This window comes from Streptomyces sp. NPDC088197 (assembly GCF_044741185.1).
Classification (GTDB): domain Bacteria; phylum Actinomycetota; class Actinomycetes; order Streptomycetales; family Streptomycetaceae; genus Actinacidiphila.
Genome location: NZ_JBIUSD010000007.1, coordinates 81,462 through 101,900 on the forward strand (window position 1 = coordinate 81,462; position 20,439 = coordinate 101,900).

At 71.7% G+C, this 20,439-nt stretch carries 20 protein-coding genes; 17 read left to right on the forward strand and 3 right to left on the reverse strand.

Going from position 1 to position 20,439, the window contains the following annotated elements:
• Positions 1 to 95 precede the first annotated feature (95 nt).
• From ACIOC1_RS18600 to ACIOC1_RS18625, 6 genes are all read left to right on the forward strand, one after another.
• Positions 96 to 785 carry a UbiX family flavin prenyltransferase gene (locus tag ACIOC1_RS18600; RefSeq protein ID WP_401855423.1) on the forward strand — a complete coding sequence of 230 codons (690 nt, stop codon included), beginning with the start codon at positions 96 to 98 and terminating at the stop codon, positions 783 to 785.
• Positions 786 to 936: 151 nt separating this feature from the next.
• Complete coding sequence (locus tag ACIOC1_RS18605; RefSeq protein ID WP_188281655.1) at positions 937 to 1,392, forward strand: Lrp/AsnC family transcriptional regulator; 456 nt, start codon at positions 937 to 939, stop codon at positions 1,390 to 1,392.
• Between the two features lie 68 nt (positions 1,393 to 1,460).
• Positions 1,461 to 2,624, forward strand: a complete 1,164-nt coding sequence (mqnE, locus tag ACIOC1_RS18610; protein ID WP_391123817.1) for an aminofutalosine synthase MqnE — start codon at positions 1,461 to 1,463, stop codon at positions 2,622 to 2,624.
• Between the two features lie 44 nt (positions 2,625 to 2,668).
• The gene (locus tag ACIOC1_RS18615) at positions 2,669 to 3,190 is read left to right on the forward strand and encodes a GNAT family N-acetyltransferase (protein WP_355340512.1); all 522 of its coding nucleotides are present in this window, start codon (positions 2,669 to 2,671) and stop codon (positions 3,188 to 3,190) included.
• Positions 3,191 to 3,278: 88 nt separating this feature from the next.
• Complete coding sequence (locus tag ACIOC1_RS18620; RefSeq protein ID WP_391051930.1) at positions 3,279 to 3,605, forward strand: DUF4229 domain-containing protein; 327 nt, start codon at positions 3,279 to 3,281, stop codon at positions 3,603 to 3,605.
• Between the two features lie 127 nt (positions 3,606 to 3,732).
• Positions 3,733 to 4,332, forward strand: a complete 600-nt coding sequence (locus ACIOC1_RS18625) for a TetR/AcrR family transcriptional regulator (RefSeq protein ID WP_355340728.1) — start codon at positions 3,733 to 3,735, stop codon at positions 4,330 to 4,332.
• A 54-nt stretch (positions 4,333 to 4,386) separates the two neighbouring features.
• Here the strand turns inward: ACIOC1_RS18625 and ACIOC1_RS18630 are convergent, their stop codons facing one another.
• Both ACIOC1_RS18630 and ACIOC1_RS18635 read right to left on the reverse strand, forming a co-directional pair.
• Positions 4,387 to 5,205, reverse strand: coding sequence for a MaoC/PaaZ C-terminal domain-containing protein (locus ACIOC1_RS18630; protein ID WP_401855426.1), 819 nt, complete (start codon positions 5,203 to 5,205; stop codon positions 4,387 to 4,389).
• Positions 5,206 to 5,216: 11 nt separating this feature from the next.
• Positions 5,217 to 6,491, reverse strand: a complete 1,275-nt coding sequence (locus ACIOC1_RS18635) for a 3-oxoacyl-ACP reductase (protein WP_401855429.1) — start codon at positions 6,489 to 6,491, stop codon at positions 5,217 to 5,219.
• A 207-nt stretch (positions 6,492 to 6,698) separates the two neighbouring features.
• Here ACIOC1_RS18635 and ACIOC1_RS18640 point away from each other — a divergent pair, with 207 nt between their 5' ends.
• Both ACIOC1_RS18640 and ACIOC1_RS18645 read left to right on the forward strand, forming a co-directional pair.
• The gene (locus tag ACIOC1_RS18640; protein ID WP_401855430.1) at positions 6,699 to 7,979 is read left to right on the forward strand and encodes an acetyl-CoA C-acetyltransferase; all 1,281 of its coding nucleotides are present in this window, start codon (positions 6,699 to 6,701) and stop codon (positions 7,977 to 7,979) included.
• Positions 7,980 to 8,073: 94 nt separating this feature from the next.
• Positions 8,074 to 9,984, forward strand: coding sequence for an AMP-dependent synthetase/ligase (locus tag ACIOC1_RS18645; protein WP_401855433.1), 1,911 nt, complete (start codon positions 8,074 to 8,076; stop codon positions 9,982 to 9,984).
• Positions 9,985 to 10,078: 94 nt separating this feature from the next.
• Here ACIOC1_RS18645 and ACIOC1_RS18650 read toward each other — a convergent pair whose 3' ends face one another.
• Entirely contained in the window at positions 10,079 to 10,282 is a 204-nt protein-coding gene (locus ACIOC1_RS18650) for a cold-shock protein (protein ID WP_330793863.1), read from the reverse strand.
• Positions 10,283 to 10,691: 409 nt separating this feature from the next.
• Between ACIOC1_RS18650 and ACIOC1_RS18655 the strand changes: the two genes are divergently transcribed.
• The 9 genes from ACIOC1_RS18655 to ACIOC1_RS18695 all read left to right on the forward strand — a co-directional run bounded on the left by ACIOC1_RS18655 (position 10,692) and on the right by ACIOC1_RS18695 (position 20,420).
• Entirely contained in the window at positions 10,692 to 11,543 is an 852-nt protein-coding gene (locus ACIOC1_RS18655) for a menaquinone biosynthesis protein (protein WP_355340492.1), read from the forward strand.
• A gap of 104 nt (positions 11,544 to 11,647) precedes the next feature.
• Positions 11,648 to 16,249 carry an RHS repeat-associated core domain-containing protein gene (locus ACIOC1_RS18660; RefSeq protein WP_401855436.1) on the forward strand — a complete coding sequence of 1,534 codons (4,602 nt, stop codon included), beginning with the start codon at positions 11,648 to 11,650 and terminating at the stop codon, positions 16,247 to 16,249.
• Positions 16,250 to 16,259: 10 nt separating this feature from the next.
• Positions 16,260 to 16,574, forward strand: a complete 315-nt coding sequence (locus ACIOC1_RS18665; RefSeq protein ID WP_401855438.1) for a hypothetical protein — start codon at positions 16,260 to 16,262, stop codon at positions 16,572 to 16,574.
• 13 nt (positions 16,575 to 16,587) lie between these two features.
• Positions 16,588 to 16,995 (forward strand): hypothetical protein, encoded by a 408-nt coding sequence (locus tag ACIOC1_RS18670; RefSeq protein ID WP_355340483.1) that lies wholly within the window; start codon positions 16,588 to 16,590, stop codon positions 16,993 to 16,995.
• 18 nt (positions 16,996 to 17,013) lie between these two features.
• Positions 17,014 to 17,328, forward strand: coding sequence for a hypothetical protein (locus ACIOC1_RS18675; RefSeq protein WP_355340480.1), 315 nt, complete (start codon positions 17,014 to 17,016; stop codon positions 17,326 to 17,328).
• Between the two features lie 53 nt (positions 17,329 to 17,381).
• A complete protein-coding gene (locus tag ACIOC1_RS18680) occupies positions 17,382 to 18,035 on the forward strand; it encodes a hypothetical protein (RefSeq protein ID WP_401855784.1) in 654 nt (217 codons plus the stop codon).
• A gap of 84 nt (positions 18,036 to 18,119) precedes the next feature.
• Positions 18,120 to 18,416, forward strand: coding sequence for a WXG100 family type VII secretion target (locus ACIOC1_RS18685; protein ID WP_188281644.1), 297 nt, complete (start codon positions 18,120 to 18,122; stop codon positions 18,414 to 18,416).
• Between the two features lie 256 nt (positions 18,417 to 18,672).
• Complete coding sequence (gene mqnC, locus ACIOC1_RS18690) at positions 18,673 to 19,866, forward strand: cyclic dehypoxanthinyl futalosine synthase (protein WP_355340477.1); 1,194 nt, start codon at positions 18,673 to 18,675, stop codon at positions 19,864 to 19,866.
• 53 nt (positions 19,867 to 19,919) lie between these two features.
• Complete coding sequence (locus ACIOC1_RS18695; protein ID WP_355340474.1) at positions 19,920 to 20,420, forward strand: imidazolonepropionase-like domain-containing protein; 501 nt, start codon at positions 19,920 to 19,922, stop codon at positions 20,418 to 20,420.
• The last annotated feature ends 19 nt before the right edge of the window (positions 20,421 to 20,439 follow it).

Consider the following 20,439-nt stretch of genomic DNA (forward strand, 5'->3'; position numbering starts at 1 on the left):
TCAGGTCCAGTGCTCTCCCGTGTGCACAACGTCCGCGCACGCCTCCCGGGTTCCCGCTCGCGCGGGTCGATCGCGGGGTCGTTAGGGTCGACCGTATGGACGACACCGAGCGCAGGCCGTGGGTGGTGGGCGTGTCCGGGGCCTCCGGGACGCCGTACGCCGCGGCCGTGCTGCGCGCGCTGCTGTCGGCGGGCGAGGCGGTGGACCTGGTGGTCAGCCGGGCCGCCCGGCTGACGCTGCTGGACGAGACCGGCGAGCCGTTCAGGGACGCGCACTGGCGCGAGGACCTGGCCCGCTGGCTGGCCCGCGGCGCCGACGGCACCACCGACATCACCCGCGACACCGGCCTCGCGGACCTGTCGGCCGTACGGTACTGGCCCGCGGGCGACCTGGCGGCCGGTCCCTCCTCCGGCTCGTACCCGGCCAAGGGGATGCTGATCGTGCCCGCGAGCACCGCGTGCGTGGCCGGGGTGGCGCTCGGCCTGTCCAAGGACCTGCTCCAGCGCGCGGCGAGCGTCACGCTCAAGGAGCGCCGCCCGCTGGTGGTCGCCGTCCGCGAGACGCCGCTCGGCGGCCAGACGCTCCGTCACCTGGTGGCGCTGGACGACGCGGGCGCCGTGGTGCTCCCGGCCTCGCCCGCCTTCTACGCGGGCGCCACGCACATCCAGGACCTGGTGGACTTCGTGGCGGGGCGGGCGCTGGACGTGGCGGGGGTGCCGCACAAGCTGTACCGCCGCTGGCGCGGCGAGCTGGGCGGGGGCCTGAGCGAGGGATCGGGCGGCTGAGCCGCGCGGCGCGCGATTCCTGCGGGCCGGATGGTCCGGACCTGGGTGATTCGGGCATCGGAAGAGCAGATGCGCAGGGCGCACACCCGTTGATGCCTTAGATTCTTGTCCGGACAGCGCAGTCGCGGCACGAACGGGAGGGTCCATTCTGATGGACGCGGTGGACAGGCAGCTCATCCAGGCGTTGCGCGAGAACGGCCGGGCGTCGTACGCGGAGCTGGGCCGACTCGTGGGTCTCTCCGGTCCGAGCGTCACCGACCGCATCAACCGCCTCGAACAGGCCGGGGTGATCACCGGCTACCGCGCCACCGTCGCGCCCACCGCGCTCGGCCTCGGCGTGACCGCGCTCGTCGGCCTCCAGTTGAGTGACGCCGCCGACCACGAAGAGGTCGCCACCCGGCTGCGCGACCTGGACGAGATCGAGGACTGCTGGTTCATCGCGGGCGACGACTCGTACATGCTCAAGGTCAGGGTCGGCGACGTCGACGGCCTGGAGCGCACCATCCGGCGGCTGTCCGGCACCAAGGGCGTGGCCAGGACGCGTACCACGATCGTGCTGTCCACCAAGTGGGAGAACCGCGTCGGGGCGCTTCCCGAAGAGGCGTGAACGGGGGTGCCTCCCGGCCGATGGCCGGGGGAGTAGCCTCGGTGAGGTCGACTTGGTAGGAGGAGCAGATGGACGCTGGGCTCAAGCGCGAGCTGGAGGAGAAGGTCTACGCCGGTGAGCGGCTGACCCGCGAGGACGGCATCGCGCTCTACGCGTCCGACGACCTCGCGTGGCTGGGCGGCCTCGCCCACCACGTGCGCACGCGGAAGAACGGTGACGTCGTCCACTTCAACGTCAACCGGCACCTCAACATGACGAACGTGTGCACCGCGTCGTGCGCGTACTGCTCCTTCCAGCGCAAGCCGGGGGAGAAGGACGCGTACACGATGCGGATCGAGGAGGCGGTCAAGCTCGCCAAGGCGATGGAGGGCGACAACCTCACCGAGCTGCACATCGTCAACGGCCTGCACCCGTCGCTGCCGTGGCGCTACTACCCGCGCTCGCTGAAGGCGCTCAAGGAAGCGCTGCCGCAGGTGTCGCTCAAGGCGTTCACCGCCACGGAGATCCACCACTTCGAGACGATCTCCGGCATGTCGGCCTCCGACATCCTGGACGAGCTCATCGACGCGGGCCTGGAGTCGCTGACCGGCGGCGGCGCCGAGATCTTCGACTGGGAGATCAGGCAGCACATCGTGGACCACCGCACCCACTGGGAGGACTGGTCCCGGATCCACCGCCTGGCGCACTCCAAGGGCCTCAAGACCCCCTCGACCATGCTCTACGGCCACATCGAGGAGCCGAAGCACCGCGTCGACCACGTCCTGCGGCTGCGTGAACTCCAGGACGAGACCGGCGGCTTCCAGGTCTTCATCCCGCTGCGCTACCAGCACGACTTCGTGGACATGAAGGACGGCAAGGTCCGCAACACCCTCCAGGCCCGTACGACGATGGCCTCCGGCGCGGAAGCGCTCAAGACCTTCGCGGTCTCCCGGCTGCTCTTCGACAACGTGCCGCACGTCAAGGTCTTCTGGGTCATGCACGGCCTGTCCACCGCGCAGCTCGCCCTCAACCACGGCGCGGACGACATGGACGGCTCGGTCGTCGAGTACAAGATCACGCACGACGCCGACGACTACGGCACGCCCAACAAGCTCACGCGGGACGACATCCTGGACCTCATCCGCGACGCGGGGTTCCGGCCGGTCGAGCGGAACACCCGCTACGAGATCATCCGGGAGTACCCGGGCCCCGACGAGTCGCGCCGGGAGTCGCCGCAGCCGATGCGGGTGTGACGCCGGTGACAGCGTTCCGTGTGGGTAATGGGTAAGCTGCCCTTATGGGTCTTACCTGCGAGCTTGATCCGCTCATTGACGACGAACTGACCGACGGCATCCTCGCCCTGTGGACCGATGTGTCCAACGCGGGGGGTGCCGTCGGTTTCGTGCCTCCCGTCACCCCGGACGACGTCCGTCCCGACATGGACCGGTCGCTGGCCGCCGTCCGCTCCGGCGAACGCCGCCTGCTCGTCGGCCGCGACGAGGACGGGCGCGTCGCCGCCACCGCCTTCCTCGCGTACAACAGCCACCGGCTCATGACGCACTGGATCTGGCTCTACACGCTCATGGTCCACCCCTCCCACCAGGGCCGCGGCCACGGCCGTACGCTCATGGCCGCCGTCGAGGAAGCGGCCCGCGGCTTCCACGGCATCGAGGCCGTCCGCCTCACCTGCCGCGGCGGCACCGGCGTCGACCTCTTCTACGCCGCCTGCGGCTACAAGGAGGTCGGCCGCATTCCGGCCGCCATCCGGGTCGCCCCCGGTGACGACCGCGACGACATCGTGATGCTCCTGACGCTGTGACGTCGGCGCGACGCTCCGAGGGGCGGCCGGTGCTCCGGGTCGCACACCCTCTTCCTCCGGCGCGGAGGCGGCGTGCTTCACTGAAGGCATGTTCCGTTACACCGCACTGCGCTTCGGCCTCATCGTCGCCTCCTTCGGCGTCATCTGGGGGCTGGTCCGGCTGCATGTCCTGCCAGCGGGGCTGGGGGACTCGAACTACCTGTGGGTGGTCCTGCTCGCGCTGATCGTGTCGGCGCCCCTGAGCTGGGTGCTCCTGCGCGGAGCCCGCGAGCAGGCGGCCCGTCAGGTGTCCGACCGGGTGGAGCGCACGCGGCTGAACCTCGCCGCGAACATCACCATGGAGGACGAGGCGGACGACGCCGCGCGTGACTCCGCCCGCGAGACCGCGCGCGACGCCGAGCCGCACACCGCCTGACGCCTGCCCCTTAGGCTTGCCCCGGGGTGGCCCTCGGGGTGTCCCCCCGGGGGGAGTCGCAAGGGGAGAGGTGGGGCCGGTGGCTGTGCGGGGCAAGAGGGTGCCGCGAGCCGTACGCGAGCAGCAGATGCTGGACGCGGCGGTGGCGACCTTCGCGCGGCGCGGGTACCGCGCCGCGTCCATGGACGAGATCGCCGAGGCGGCCGGGGTCAGCAAGCCGCTCGTGTACCTCTACCTCAACTCCAAGGACGACCTCTTCACGGCCTGCATCCGCCGCGAGGCCGAGGCGCTGAAGGCGGCCGTGCGCGCCGCCGTGGAGCCCGGCGCCGCGGCCGACCGGCAGCTCTGGAGCGGGCTGCTCGGCTTCTTCGAGCACACCGAGGCCCATCCGGACGGCTGGACCGTGCTCTACAGCCAGGCCCGTACGGTCGGGGAGCCCTTCGCGGCCGAAGTGGCCGTGATGCGGGCGGAGATCGTCGCCTTCGTCACCGAGCTGATCGCTGCCGCGGCGCGGGACGGTGGGGCGTCCTGTGACGAGGCTCTTGCCGACCGGGAGGTCGCGGGTCTGGCGCACGCGCTGGTCGGCGCGGCCGAGTCGTTGGCGGGGTGGGGGGCGGCGCACCGGGGGGGCGCCTCGGGCAAGGAGTCCGCTGCCACGCTGATGAATTTCGCGTGGGCCGGGCTGTCCAACCTCATGGCTGGGCGGCGTTGGGTTCCCGGCCCGTAGGGCTTTGTCTTGTCTTGGCCGCCCCGCACGGGCGGGCAAGGCAAGACAACGAACCTACGGGCCGGAGACGACCCCCGTGAGATGGAGACGCCCGGGCGAGCGGACCTCGAAGGCCCCGCCGGCAGCCCCGTACGTGACAGTCCCAGGCAAGAGCACCGGCGCGTGAAAGACGGCCTCAAGCCCCTCCGCCTCCGGAACCTCGGCAGCACACCGCGCAACCGTCCACATGCCATGCGCGATAGCCCGCGGAAACCCCAGCATCCGCGCCGTCACCGGATAAAGGTGAATCGGGTTGTAGTCCCGCGACACCCTGGCATGCCGCCGCCCGAGATCGGCGGCCAACCGCCACTCGCCCACCACGGGCAACGGCGCCCGGTCGCCGCCCCCGCCCCCGCCGACACCCCCAGAAGCCGAACCGCCCCCCGCCCCGCCCCCATGCCGGGCCAGATACGTGCTGCGGTCCTCCCACACCACCTCCCCGTCCACCCGCGCCTCCGTCACCAGCTCCACCTCCGTACCCCGCCGGTGCCCGCGCAGCCCGGTCGCGTAGGCCGTGATGTCGGGCCGGTCGGCGGCGGTCAGCGGCGCGCGGGAGACCAGCGAGATCGAGGTGTGGACGAGGCCCAGCATCGGCAGCGGAAAGGCGCGGGAGGCCATGATCCGCGCGGCCAGCGGAAAGCCGAGGACGTGCGGGTACGTGAGCGGGAGCGGGCCCGCGCCGGAGGCGGGGAAGCCGCAGACCGAGGCGTAGGCGGCGAGCCGCGCCGGGTCGATGCGTACGGCAGGCGCGGTGAGCCGTACCGGCGGCACGGGGGCGGTCGCGGAGGGCCGTTTGCCGATGCCGGTCACCACGCCCCGGCCGAGAGTCAGCATGAGGGCCATGGTCAGGCCCCCAGCAGGGACTGTCCGCAGACGCGGACGACCTGCCCGGTGATCCCCCCGGAGGCCGCGGCCGAGAGCCAGGCGACGGTCTCGGCGACGTCCACGGGGAGGCCGCCCTGGCCGAGGGAGTTCATCCGGCGGCCCGCCTCGCGGATGACGAGGGGAACGGCGGCGGTCATCCGCGTCTCGATGAAGCCGGGGGCGACGGCGTTGACGGTGATGCCGCGCTCGCGCACCTCGGGGACGGCGGCCAGGGCGCGGACGAAGCCGATGACGCCCGCCTTGGACGCGGCGTAGTTGGTCTGGCCCGCGTTGCCCGCGATGCCGCTGATGGAGGCGGTGGCCACGATCCGGCCGTGGGCGTTGAGGGCGCCGGACTTCAGCAGGTGGTCGGTGGTGCGCAGCACGCTGCCGAGGTTGACGTCCAGGACCGGGTCCCAGCGGTCGGCGGCCATGTTGGCGAGCTTGCGGTCACGGGTGATGCCCGCGTTGTGGACGAGTAGGTCGAGGCCGTCGGGGGCCGCGGCGGCGATCCGTTCGCCCGCGTCCGGCGCCGTGATGTCCAGCGGCAGCGCGCTGCCGCCGAGCCGGGCGGCGACGGCGGCCAGCGCGTCCGCGGCCTGCGGCACGTCGAGGCAGACGACGTGCGCGCCGTCCCTGGCCAGCGTCGCGGCGACCTGTTCCCCGATGCCGCGGGCCGCGCCGGTGACGAGCGCGACGCGGGCGCCCTCGCGCGCGGCGGCCTGCGTCCCGGACAGCGCCGGGCCGACCTCGATGACCTGCCCGCTGACGTACGCCGACTTCGGCGACAGCAGGAACCCCAGCGCGGCCTCGGCGTCGGCACCGGGCGCCAGTCGTACGAGCTGTACGGTCCTGCCCCGGCCGACCTCCTTGCCGAGGGAGCGGGTGAAGCCTTCGAGTGCCTGCTGGGCGGCGGCCTGGTGCGGGTCGGCGGGGTCGATACGCGCGCCGAGTACGACGATCCGACCGCAGGCGGCGAGCGACCGTACGAGCGGGTGCAGGGCGGCGTGCACGGCGCCGAGCCCGGCCGGTTCGGCGATCCCGGTGGCGTCGAGGACGACGGCGGCGTACGGAGCGGCGGACGCGGGAGCCGGAGCGGGTACGGCCTCGCCCGCCGTCAACCGCAGCACGGGACCGTCGAGTCGGGGGTGCTCGGCGGACCAGCGCAGCAGCGGGGTCGGCTGGGGCAGGCCGAGGCGGCGGGTGAGGAAGCGGCCGGGGGCCGTGCCGGTCAGACGAAGGTAGCGATCGGCCATTGGCCTTCTCCTTACTCTGGAGTAAGTTTACCGGCGGTAAGGCTACTGGTGAGTCACCGTTCCAGCAAAGAGTTCTGAGGTCCAGCACAGAGTTCTGAGGTCCAGCACAGAGTTCTGAGGTCCAGCACAGAGCCCTGGGTTCCGGCAAGGAGCCCGGGGCTTCGGCAAAGAGCCCCGAGCCGCCCTCGGGGAGCCCTGGGAGATCGCATGCAGACCCTCCGCCGTGTCGCCGTCGTCGCGGGCAACCGCGTCCCCTTCGCGCGCTCAGACGGCCCGTACGCCACCGCCTCCAACCAGGACATGCTCACGGCCGCCCTCGACGGCCTCGCCGACCGCACCGGCCTGCGCGGCGAACGCGTCGGCGAGTTCGCCGCGGGCGCCGTCCTCAAGCACAGCCGCGACTTCAACCTCGCGCGCGAGACCGTGCTCGGCAGCGTCCTCGACCCGACGACCCCCGCGTACGACATCCAGCAGGCGTGCGGCACCGGCCTCCAGGCCGTCTTCGCGGTCGCGGCCAAGATCGCCCTCGGCGTCGTCGACTCCGGCATCGCGGGCGGCGCCGACACCACCAGCGACGCGCCGCTCGGCGTCAACGACGACCTGCGCCGCATCCTGCTCGCCGCCCGCCGCGCCAAGTCCGCCGGCGCCAGGGCCCGCGCGCTGACCGCCGTACGGCCCCGGCACCTCGCGCCCGACGTCCCGCGCAACGCCGAACCCCGCACCGGCCTGTCCATGGGCGAGCACGCCGCGCTCACCGCCGAGCGCTGGGGCATCACCCGCCAGGCGCAGGACGAACTGGCCGCCGCCAGCCACCGCAACCTCGCCGCCGCGTACGACCGCGGCTTCCTCGACCCGTACGTCACCCCGTACCGCGGCCTGGACCGCGACCAGAACCTCAGGCCCGACTCCACCGTCGAGAAACTGGCCGGGCTCCGCCCGGTGTACGGCGGCCCGGACGGCACCATGACCGCGGGCAACTCCACGCCCCTCACCGACGGCGCGGCCGTCGTCCTGCTCGCCTCCGAGGAGTGGGCGCGCGAGCGCGGGTTCGAACCGCTCGCCTACCTCACCGCGTACGAGACCGCGGCCGTCGATTACGTGGGCGGCGAGGAGGGGCTGCTGATGGCCCCCGCCTACGCCGTGCCCCGCATGCTCGCCCGCGCCGGGCTCGGCCTCGCCGACTTCGACTTCTACGAGATCCACGAGGCGTTCGCCTCCCAGGTCCTCGCCACGCTCGCCGCATGGGAGGACAAGGACTACTGCGCGGAGCGGCTCGGACTCGACGGCCCCCTCGGCGCGGTCGACCGCGCCCGCCTCAACGTCGCCGGGTCCTCCCTCGCCACCGGGCACCCCTTCGCCGCCACCGGCACCCGGATCGTCGCCACCCTCGCCGGGCTCCTCGCGGAGCGCGGGGGGACGGGCCGCGGCCTCATCTCCGTCTGCGCCGCCGGCGGCCAGGGCGTGACGGCCGTCCTGGAGCGCCCCTGACCCGCGGTCCGCTGACGAAAGACGGTTCCGCCGGCACAGCGCCTTGCTCACCCCCCCGGCAGGGGGAAACCCTCACCACGTCTGGAGCCGCAGCATGCCGACACGTACCAGCGGGGAACCCGAAACCCTCAAGGACGGCGACCGAGTCGTCCAGGCCGGGGTCCCGCCCCTCGTACCGCCGCCGCAGAAGGGAAGCCTGGCCGACATCCCGTTCACGAACGCGGCGGAGGCCCCGAACGACCCCGTGCTGAGCAGGAAGGACGTCCGGGCCCAGTGGCACGACGTCACGGCACGGGAGTTCAGGGACCAGGTGGTGTCCGTCGCGAAGGGCCTGATCGCGGCGGGGCTGAAGCCGGGCGACCGGCTGGCGATCATGGCGCGGACGACGTACGAGTGGACGCTGACGGACTTCGCGGCCTGGGCGGCGGGCCTGATCACGGTGCCGATCTACCCGACGTCGTCCGCGTCCCAGACGGCGTGGATCCTGGCGGACTCGGGCGCGGCGGCGTGCGTCGTGGAGAACGTGGAGCAGAGCCGCCTGGTGAGCGGGGAGCGGCGCGGGCTGCCGGACCTGCTGCATCTGTGGCAGCTCGACGCGGGCGGCCTGGCGCAGCTCACGGCGGAGGGCCGGACGCTGCCGGACGCGCTGGTGGAAGGGCGGCGGGCGACCCTGACGCCCGGGTCGGTGGCGACGCTGATCTACACCTCGGGCACCACCGGCCGCCCGAAGGGCTGCGTCCTGACGCACGGCAACTTCTTCGCCGAGGTCGACAACGCGATCGAGCTGCTGCACCCGGTGTTCACCTCGGTGAGCGAGGAGCCCGCCTCGACGCTGCTGTTCCTGCCGCTCTCGCACGTCTTCGGGCGGATGGTCGCGATCGGCTGCCTGCGCGCCCGGGTACGCCTCGGGCACGCGCCGAGCATCGCGACCGAGGACCTGCTCGCCGACCTGGCCGGGTTCCGTCCGACGTTCCTGCTGGCGATCCCGTACGTCCTGGAGAAGGTCTACAACACCGGCCGCGCCACCGCGGAGAAGATCGGCCGGGCGGCGTCCTTCGACCGGGCCGCCGGGATCGCGCAGCGGTACGGGGAGGCCGTCGTCGCCCGGCAGGCCGGTGCGGGCGGCGGCCCCTCGCTCGGACTGCGGCTGGCGCACGCGCTGTACGACCCGCTGGTCTACCGGCGGATACGCGCCGCGCTCGGCGGCAAGGTGCGGTACGCGATCTGCGGCGGATCACCGCTGGGCAAGCGGCTCGCCGCCTTCTACGCGGGCGCGGGCGTGATGGTCTTCGAGGGGTACGGCCTGACGGAGACGACCGCGGCGGCCACCGTGACCCCGCCGTTGCGCCCCCGGCTCGGCACGGTCGGCTGGCCGCTGCCCGGCACGGCGGTACGGATCGCGCCGGACGGCGAGGTGCTGCTGCGCGGCGGCCAGATCTTCGCCGGGTACTGGAACGCGCCCGGCGGCGTACCGGGGGCGGCCGTGGCACCTCCCGGACAGGATTCCGGGGGCGGCTGGTTCCCGACCGGGGACATCGGGGCGCTGGACGAGGCCGGTTATCTGACGATCACCGGCCGGAAGAAGGAGATCCTCATCACGGCGGGCGGCAAGAACGTCGCCCCGGCGCCGCTGGAGGACCGGCTGCGGGCGCATCCGCTGGTCGGCCAGTGCATGGTCGTCGGCGACAACCGGTCCTTCGTGGCGGCGCTGCTGACCCTGGAGGCGGACGGCCTCGGGCACTGGCAGCGGATGCACCACAAGGAGGGGCTGCGGCCCGCCCAGCTCGTCGACGATCCGGAGCTGCTGGCGGAACTCCAGAAGGCGGTGGACGACGCGAACTCCTCGGTGTCACAAGCCGAGTCGATCCGGAAATTCCGGGTGCTTCCGGTGGAATTCACCGAAGAGGGCGGACATCTCACGCCGTCGATGAAGTTGAGGCGTTCAAAGGTGGCGCGGGACTTCGCGGAGGAGATCGAGGAGCTGTACCGGAAGCGGCCTCGCTGACCCGTAAAAGGCAGGGGCCCCGCACGGAAGTGCGGGGCCCCTTGGTACTGCAGGTTCGGGCGATGTGATCTCTACCCTTGAGCTAGTCCAAGGACTAGCTGGGGGTGACGTTCTCCGCCTGAGGACCCTTCGGGCCCTGCGTGACGTCGAAAGTCACCGGCTGGTTCTCCTCGAGGGAGCGGAAGCCGGAGGCGTTGATCGCGGAGTAGTGAACGAAGACATCCGGGCCGCCGCCGTCCTGGGCGATGAAGCCGAAGCCCTTTTCAGCGTTGAACCACTTCACGGTTCCGGTAGCCATAAAGCCCTCCTTGGGCCCAAAGGGTTGCCCTGCTCCAGAACCTGCAACTGCGAAGTCTGAAAACTACAAAAGCCTGCGGGTTACATGCTCCGCAGGCTCTGTACTGCAAGGGAAACCAAACTGCAACTTGCGATGAGCGTAGCACGCAGGGTCGAGGCCGGGGAAGGGTCTCAAGATCGGTCTTTTCGAGCCCGTGGAAGGGGTCGCGGAGGGGGTGCCGGGGGAGGGCCGAGGGCGGGCCGTACGGCGGTCCCACGGCGGTTCGTCGACCGTCTCGGGGCGGTCGGCGCGGGACGGTTCGTCGACCGTCTCACGGCGGTCGGCGCGGGCGTCCCGCGACCGTCACCGCGAGGACACCCCGAAGCCCCCCGGCGCGGTACGGCCCCGACCCAGGAGTAGCGTCCGACAGGTGGACACTTCTGAGCGTGACGCCGAAAGCGGCCGGACCCGCCCCCGGGTCGGCCACATCCAGTTCCTCAACTGCGTCCCCCTCTACTGGGGCCTGGCCAGAACGGGCGCGCTGCTCGACCTGGAGCTGACCAAGGACACCCCGGAGAAGCTGAGCGCCCAGCTCGTCGAGGGCGACCTCGACATCGGCCCGGTCACCCTCATGGAGTACCTGAAGCACGCCGACCAGCTCGTCGCCCTCCCGGACATCGCGGTCGGCTGCGACGGCCCCGTCATGTCCTGCGTGATCGTCAGCCAGCTCCCGCTCGACCGCCTCGACGGCCAGCGCGTCGCCCTCGGCTCCACCAGCCGCACCTCGGTCCGCCTCGCCGAACTCCTGCTCACCGAGCGGTACGGCGTCACGCCCGACTACTACCGCTGCCCGCCCGACCTCTCGCTGATGATGCAGGAGGCCCAGGCCGCCGTCCTCATCGGCGACGCCGCCCTGCGCGCCTCCCTCCACGACGCGCCCCGCCTCGGCCTTGAGGTCCACGACCTCGGCCAGATGTGGAAGGACTGGACGGGACTGCCCTTCGTCTTCGCCATCTGGGCCGCCCGCCGCGACTACTTCACCGCGCGCCCCGACACCGTCCGCGACGTCCACCGCGCCTTCCTCGCCTCCCGCGACCTCTCCCTCGAAGAGGTCGAGAAGGTCGCGGAACAGGCCGCCCGCTGGGAGTCCTTCGACCAGGACCTGCTCCGCCGCTACTTCACCACCCTCGACTTCTCCCTCGGCCGCGACCAGCTCACCGGCATCGCCGAATTCGCCCGCCGCGTCGGCTTCCCGCCCAGCGCCAAGGTCGACCTCATCTGACCCCGCTCCCCGGGCCCCCGGGAACCGGCCCCCTTGCGCGCACCGTCCCAGTGGGCATGATGCGTTGAGTCGAGGTTGTCGTACGGGGGCGGGGGTGTCTGGCGATGGCTCGTCCGACGGATTGGGATGTGCTGGATCTGGACCGGGATCCGGTGCCGGGTGATCCGTTCGAGGTGAAGGAACTCGCGCGGAAGCTGGGGGATTTCGCTGATGATGTCGCCTCGGCGCTGCGGTCGGTGCGGGGTCTGAGCGGTGACACCGTCGTCCAGGAGTGGGCGGGGCTGTCGGGGGACGCGTACCGGCGGCAGTTCGGGGATCTGCCGGGTGAGCTGGACAAGCTGGAGCGGTCCTACCGTCTGGCGTCGGGTGCTCTGGATGATTACTGGCCGAAGCTGGAGACCGCGCAGGGGGACGCGGACCGGGCGCTGGCGCAGGGGCGCACCGCCCGCCAGGAACTGGACACCGCCAAGTCGCAGCTCACGAACGCCGATGCGTGGGTGAAGCGGGCGCAGGACAAGTCGAAGTCCTACCAGGAGGACCCGAAGCCGGACGTGCCGCCGCCGTCGGCGGATGAGGTCCGGGCTGCGGCCCGTAATGCCACGGACGCTCAGAGCGCCCACACCACCGCCTCGACGGCTGTCCACAGCGCGCAGGCGAAGCTGGACGCGGCCAAGCAGCTGGCCGCCGACGCGGCCCAGTTGCGGGACGATGCCGCCTCGACGGCGCAGCACGCGCTGCATGAGGCGTCGGACGCGGGGATCAGGAACAAGCACTGGTGGGAGAAGGCGGTCGACTGGGTCGCGGACCACTGGGACGACATCATCGCGGTCTGCAAGGTCATCGTCGCGGTCCTGGGCATCGTCGTGCTGATCATCGGCGGCCCCCTGGCCTGGCTGGTCCTGGCCGCCGCCGTCCTGGTCCTGGCCGACACCGTCATGAAATACCTCAAAGGCCAGGCCAGCCTCTGGGACGTCCTGTTCGCGGCCCTGGACTGCATCCCGATGTTCAAGGGCCTCACCACCGCCGGCGGCCTGTTGAAGATGGCCCGTGAACTCCCGGCGCTGCTGAAGTCGGGTCGGGCGCTGGAGAACATCGCGAACAGCGTCCGCAAGGGCGTGACCGGTCTGCGGGAGATGGGCCGCGAGTTCCAGAAGCTCATCACGTGCGGCGACCCCGTGGACGTGGCCACCGGTCAAGTGGTCATGTCGGCAACGGACTTCAGGCTGCCGGGGATTCTGCCGGTCGTGGTGGAACGGCACCACCGGTCGACCTTCCGGGGCGGTCGCTGGCTCGGCCCGTCCTGGTCGTCGGTGCTCGACATGCGGCTGATCCTCGACGACGAGGGGGTGCGGTTCATCAAGGAGGACGGGACCGTCACCCATTACCCGGTCCCGCAGCCCGACACCGACGTTCTTCCGGTGGTGGGGCCGCTCTGGCCGCTGCGGTGGAACGGGGACCCGGCCGACGGGATGACCGTCCACCTGCCGGAGTCGGGGACCACGCACCACTTCTTCCCGCGCAAGGGAGCCGCGGAACTGCTGCTGCGCCGCACGGTGGACCGCAACGGGAACACCGTCGACGTCACCTACACACCGGGCGGTGTCCCGCTCACCGTGGAAAGCTCCGGCGGCTACCGGGTCGGCGTGGAGACACGGGACGGCCGGATCACGGCGATGCGGCTGCTGAGCGACACGCGCGAGCCGAGCCTGGTCACGTACGGGTACGACGACCGCGGCAATCTGAACCGGACGGTGGACGCCAACGGCGGCGCGTTCTCGCTGTATTACGACGACCAGCGCCGTGTCACCGGCTGGCGGGACGGCCGGGAGACCACGTACACCTACGAGTACGACGCCGGCGGGCGCTGCGTCCGCGCCCACGGCTCGGAGGGGATCCTCGACTACTCCTACGCGTACGCGCCGCAGGAGGGCCGGACGGTCGCCACCAACTCGCTGGGCGAGGCGACGGAATACCGTTTCAACGAGGCGTTCCAGCTGACCGGCATCACCGATCCGCTCGGCCACACCTCCTCCTTCGACTGGGACCCGGCGCCGGGTGCCGGGGAACGCCTGCTGAGCCGCACCGACGAACTCGGCCGGACCACCCGGTTCCGCTACGACGAGGCCGGGAACGTCACCCTCACCGCACGCCCCGACGGGGCCACCACGCAGGTCGAATACGGCGCGTTCGGACGGCCGGTCCTGGTCACCCACGCCGACGGGTCGACGGCGCGCTTCACGTACGACGAGTTCGGGAACCAGGTGTCCGCCACCGACCCGCTGGGTGTGACGACGCGGTTCCGCTACGACGCGCGCGGGGCGCTCGAAGCCGTGATCGACGGGCTGGGCACGGTGCAGCAGACCGTCGTCAACGACGCGGCGGGACTTCCGCTGACCGTGACGGACGGGACCGGCGCGGTGACCGAGGTCGAACGGGACGCGTTCGGGCGGGTGACCCTCAGCCGCGACGCGACGGGCGCGGTCACGCGGTTGGCGTGGACGCCGGAGGGAGGGCTGGCCCGGCGGGTGACACCGGACGGCGCCGTGGACGAGTGGACGTACGACGTCGAGGGCAGCCTGGCGGAGCACCGGTCGGCGACCGGTGGCGTCACCCGGTACGAGAACACGCACTTCGACCTGTGCACGGCACGTACCGAACCCGACGGCTCCCGCTACGAGTTCACGTACGACTCCGAACTGCGGCTCACCTCCGTCGTCGATCCGGGTGGCGACCGGTGGAGTTACACCTACGACGCGGCCGGACGGTTGACGGCCGAGACGGACTTCGCCGGGCGGTCACTCACCTACCGCTACGACGAAGCTGGGCAGTTGACGGAGCGGGTCAACGGGGCGGGACAGTCCATCGCCTTCCGGCGCGATGTCCTGGGCAATGTCGTGGAGCAGACGGCGGACGCCGAACGTACCGAGTTCCAGTACGACGTGCTCGGCCGCATGACCCGGGCCGTCGGGCCCGCCGCGGACGTGTCCTTCGAACTCGACCCGGCTGGACGGGTCCTGGCCGAACGGGTCAACGGGCGCGAGCTCAGGTCGTGGTTCGACGCACTGGGCCGACGCACGCGGCGCCGTACGCCCGCGGGGGCGGTCAGCACTTGGACCTACGGCGCGGGGAACCGGCCGACGCGCCGGGAGGTCGGCGGTCAGGCCGTGGACATTGGCTATGACACCGCCGGTCGCGAGTCGGTCCGCCGGATCGGCGCGGACCTGACCCTGACCTGGGACTGGCGGGACGAGGCGCGGGCCACCGCGCTGAGCGTCACCCGCGGCGCCGACGGCCGGCCGACGACCCGGACGTACGAGCACACGATCGACGGTTATCTGGAAGGCGTGACGGACTTCGACGGCGCCGCGGTGCGGTTCGGGCTCGACAGCCGTCGACGGGTGACCGCCGTGACGGGGGCCGACTGGAGCGAGTCGTACGCGTACGACGCCCGCGGCGCTCTCGGCTCGTCCAGGGTCGGCGCGAGCCGGGACGACGAGGCGGCGCACACGTACGACGCCGGGCCCCGGGTCCGGTCGGTGGGGCGGAGCACCTTCGTCCACGACGCGCAGGGCCGGATCGTCCAGCGTGTGCGCAGGCTGCTGTCCGGCGGCCGGCGGACCTGGCACTACTCATGGGACGCGGCGGACCGGCTCACGGAACTGCGGACGCCGGACGGCGAGACCTGGCGGTACCGCTACGACCCGCTCGGCCGCCGGATCGCGAAGACGCGCGTGTCGGACGCCGGGGACGCCGACCGGCACACCGACTTCACCTGGGACGGCACCCGTCTGGCGGAGCGGACTTCCGGCGGGACCACCGTGACCTGGGACTACGGTGACGACGACGTCCCGATCGCCCAGACGGTCCGGACGACGGACTCCGAGCGGCCGGCCGGGAGCGCGGAGCTGTCGCCGGGGGAGGTCGACGAGCGCTTCCACGCCATCGTCACCGACCTCATCGGCACGCCGACCGAGATGGTCGATCTCTACGGTGTCGTGGTGTGGCGGCGGCCGGGTCCGGCCCTGTGGGGCGGCGGGGACGGCGGCCGTGACGACGCCGCGGACTGCCCGCTGCGCTTCCCCGGGCAGTACTACGACGCGGAGAGCGGGCTCCACTACAACTACGAGCGCTACTACGACCCCGAGACGGCCCGCTATCTCAGCCCGGACCCGCTGGGCCTGGACGCGGGCACCGACCCCTACGCCTACGTCCTCAATCCGCTGAACTGGTCCGACCCCCGCGGCCTCAAGGGCAAGTGCCTGGTCGACCTCTACCACGGCACCACGGGCGGCGGTCTGCGAGGCATCCTCGCCAACGGCGTGGACACCACGTTCAGCACCCGTGCGATGGACTTCGGCAAGGGCGGCTTCTATGTCACCAACGACCTCGAACAGGCGCAGAAGTGGTCGCGCATCCTGGCCGGACGCTCCGGCGACGTCCCCGAAGTGGTGCACTTCAAGGTGCCCAAGAGTGAGCTGGAGGCCCTGAGAAGTAAGGTCTTCAACGGTACGAGCGACGAGCTGGCCAACTTCATCCGGCACAACCGTATGGGCGGGGCCATGCACAATTACGAACTGGTCGAAGGGCCCATGCTGTTGAACCTCAAGGCGTTCCGGAAGGGCGCGGCGGGGGTCTTCGACGGGCATCAGATCGCCGTCTTCGGCTCGAAGGCGGCCGACCTGTTCACCCGTTCACTGGTGCGCTGAGGGAGGCGCTGTGTCCGAGGACGAGTTCATCATGCCGACGTCTCCCGAGGCGCTGGAGTCCCTGCGGGACATCACCGACGAGCTGGTCGACCTGTTCGGCCTGTCGCGCGCCGAGGCGGTGGCCCGCGTCAACCAGGCGTGGGGCGGCCAGGACCTGGCGACAGGCCCCGACCTCCTCGGCCACGAGGACCCCGAGCACTGGGCCTACGGCCTGTACTACGAGGGCGATGTGCCGTACTGGGAACCGGAAGCGGACCGCACCCACTGGCACGTCCGCCCCGCCCCGCCCCGCGACTCCCCGGCCTGGCCCCGCGATGCCGACTGACTCGCGGGTGGGCGTGCGGGGTCCCAGTGACCAGACGATGGCGGCCATGCGGCGGCTCGCCGCGCAGGTGCGGGACGAGTTGGAGCTGGCCGGGCTGCCGGTCGCGGCCGGGGGGCACCGGCTGGTGGCGCGGGGGGCGCAGGTGGAGATCGACGCGCTGGACGACGACGACCCCGGCGTCGTCGTGTCCTGGCGCCCGCACCCCAGCCTCGCCGTGGCCGCGGACCGGGCGGTCGCGGCGCGGGACGAGGCGGCGGGCACGATGCAGCGCTTCGGAGAGATCGAGCAGGCCATGAGCCCGGCGCTCGCGGCCGTGCTGACGTCGGCGGGCTTCGTCCTCGACCCCGAGGACGACCTGCTGCGGGTCACGGCCGCGCCGCCCGGCGGCGGAACAGTGGGATTGTTGGAGCGGACGACCTGACGTGGGGAGGGGGATCGGATGGGTGGGGCTCCGGATCGGCTCGCGGTCGATCTGACCGGACTTGAGGACTTCGCGCGGACGTTGGACTCCGTGCGGACGACCATGAACGGGACGCGGAAACTCTTCAACTCGTACGAGGCCAAGCTGGGCTCGGACAAGGTGTCGGGGGCGCTCGACAGCTTCGAGCACAATTGGAAGGACGGCCGCAAGGAGATCGACAGCCAGTTGGAGGGGCTGTCGAAGATGGCCGACACCGCGGTGCGCGAGATCAAGAAGGCGGACAAGGACCTCGCGGACCAACTCGCCAAGTCCGCCAAGGGAGACGGCAAGTGACGACCCCCGGCGCGGACGCCGACGACAGCGAACAGCCGCGGCCCGTACGGGTGATGCCCGTCGAGCGGGAGGGCTTCTCCCTCACGGTGCCCATGACGTGGTGGGAGTTCGACCTGCACCCGGCGACCCGCGACGAGAGCGTGCGCCGCACCATCGCGCAGCGCGTCAAGGAGAATCCGGCGCTGGCCGAACACCGCGACGTGCTGGCGCGGTTCCTGCGCAAGGCGGCGCGGGACGCGTACGAGAGCGGCGCGGTGTACGTCGGCTGCATGGCGCAGAACTTCGGCGCGCTGCCGCTCACCGCGTCGGTGACGGTCTCGCTGATCGGCGCGCGGACGCCGGAGGGTCAACTGCTGGCGGCGGACCCGGCGTCGATCGTGGCGGGGCTGCGCGCGCGGGAGGCGGCCAAGGACGGCGACCCGTGGCGCAAGGTGACCACCGTCGACATCCCGGAGACGGGCCTGGCGGCGCGGACGTACGGCATCGAGGACGTCACCGTGCCGGGCGACTCGCGGACGGTGCGGACCGTGCTGATGCAGACGTTCATCCCGCTGCCGGGGCACTCCGACAAGGTCGCGCTCGTGGCGGGCAGCAGTGCCGTACTCGACCTGGCGGACTCGTTCTTCGACATCTTCGACGCCGTCACGTCGACGTTTCGGTACCGGGAACCAGGGGCTGCACCCCTCACGTCCTCCCCTGTAAGTTGAGGCATCAGCAGACCATCAGACAAATCTGCGATCAGGAGCCACGGGGGTCGGCCCTGCGGCACGTTCGACGAGAGGTAAGCCGCTATGGCTAATGTCAACGTTACGTACCAGGACATGCGGGATGCGGCCACCAAGCTGCGCACCGGTCAGCACGAGATCACCGAGAAGCTGAACACGCTGCACAAGTTCGTTCAGGATCTCGTCAACGGCGGCTACGTCACGGACCGTTCCTCGAAGCAGTTCGACCAGTCCTACAGCGAGTTCAACACCGGTGCCACCAAGACCATCGAGGGTCTGGACGGCATGGGCAAGTTCCTGGAGAGCGCGGCCGACGCGTTCCAGCAGGCGGACGAGCAGCTCGCCAAGGGTCTGAACGGCTGACGGTCCCCCCGACCGTCCGGCACGACCCGCGAGACCCGGCGTGTGCGCCGCGGCGACATGATCCGCCGCGGCGCACACGCGCGTCCGGCCCACCCGCGTGTCCGGCGCACCCGTACGTTCGGAAGCCCCGCGTGTCCGGCACCCCCGTACGTCCGGCACACCCGTCCGTGGGGGCCGTGGGTCGTCCGGGACGCTGGCGTACGCTGGGCTGGTCCGTCCGCACTCCACGTCCGCACTCCTCCGAAAGGACCTCCCGGTGAGCGATACCGCAGCCGTCCTCGACCGTGCCGCCGCCGGTGGCCGGATCACGCCGGAGGAGGCGCTGGACCTCTACCGCTCGGCGCCCCTGCACGCGCTGGGCTCGGCCGCCGACGCCGTACGCCGCCGCCGGTACGCGGGCACCGAGCACATCGCGACGTACATCATCGAGCGGAACATCAACTACACGAACGTCTGCGTGACGGCGTGCAAGTTCTGCGCCTTCTACGCGGCCCCCAAGGACACCGACAAGGGCTGGTCGCGCGGGCTCGACGACATCCTGCGGCGCTGCGCGGAGACCGTGGAGCTGGGCGGCACCCAGATCATGTTCCAGGGCGGCCACCACCCGGACTACGGGGTCGAGTACTACGAGGAGCACTTCTCCGCGATCAAGGCCGCGTACCCGCAGCTCGTCATCCACTCCCTCGGCGCGTCCGAGGTCGAGCACATGGCGAGGATCTCCGGGGTCAGCGCCGAGGAGGCGATCCGCCGGATCCACGCGGCGGGCCTGGACTCCTTCGCGGGCGCCGGGGCCGAGCTGCTGCCCGCCCGGCCGCGCAAGGCCATCGCGCCGCTGAAGGAGTCCGGCGAGCGCTGGCTGGAGATCATGGAGACCGCCCACAACCTGGGCGTCGAGTCCACCTCCACCATGCTGATGGGCACCGGTGAGACCAACGCCGAGCGGATCGAGCACCTGCGGATGATCCGCGACGTGCAGGACCGTACCGGCGGCTTCCGGGCCTTCATCCCGTACACCTACCAGCCGGAGAACAACCACCTGAAGGGGCAGACGCAGGCGACCCTCTTCGAGTACCTGCGGATGATCGCCATCGCGCGGCTCTTCCTCGACAACGTGGCGCACATCCAGGGGTCCTGGCTCACCACCGGCAAGGAGGTCGGCCAGCTCTCGCTGCACTACGGCGCCGACGACCTCGGCTCGGTGATGCTGGAGGAGAACGTGGTGTCGTCGGCCGGCGCCAAGCACCGCTCCAACCGGATGGAGCTGATCCACCTCATCCGGTCCGCGGGCCGCGTCCCGGCGCAGCGCGCCACCACGTACGAGCACCTGGTCATCCACGACGACCCGGCGAACGACCCGGTCAACGACCACGTCGTCTCGCACCTGTCGTCCACGGCGATCGAGGGCGGTACGGCGCACCCGGAGCTGAAGCTGCTGGACGCCTCGCGCTGAGGCGACCGGGGGCGGCCTGCCCCCGGAGGCCCGGCGTGCTGGATCATGGACCCATGCTGACCCTTCACGTCGCCCCGCTGCTCCGGCTCACCGCGGGCGGCGAGGCCGTCCCGGACGGCGCCGTCCTCGTCGACGGCGGCCGGGTCGTCGCCGTCGGGCCGATGGACGAGGTCGCCGCCGCGCACCCGGACGCCCGGGTACGGCGCTGGCGCGGCACCATCGGCCCCGGACTCGTCGCCGACGGCGTGCGCGTCTTCCTCGAAGAGACCTACCACGAGGACCCGCAGGACCCCGACCGGCCGCACGACCGTGCCGAGTCGGTGCGGCGCGGCATCCACGAGCTCCTCTCCCGGGGGGTGACCGGGGTGGTGGACGACCTCACCGACGCCGCCGTCCGCTCCGCCGTCGACCGCACCGGCCTGCTCCGGCTCTGGCCCGGCACCACCTCGCCCGGCCTCGCCCCCGGCGGCCGGGCCGACCTCGCCGTCCTCGCCACCGACGGCTCCTGCGTCGCCACCGTCCTGGCCGGCCGCCTCGTCCACCGCCGCGCGTAGGTCCCCCGACGGGGCAGCG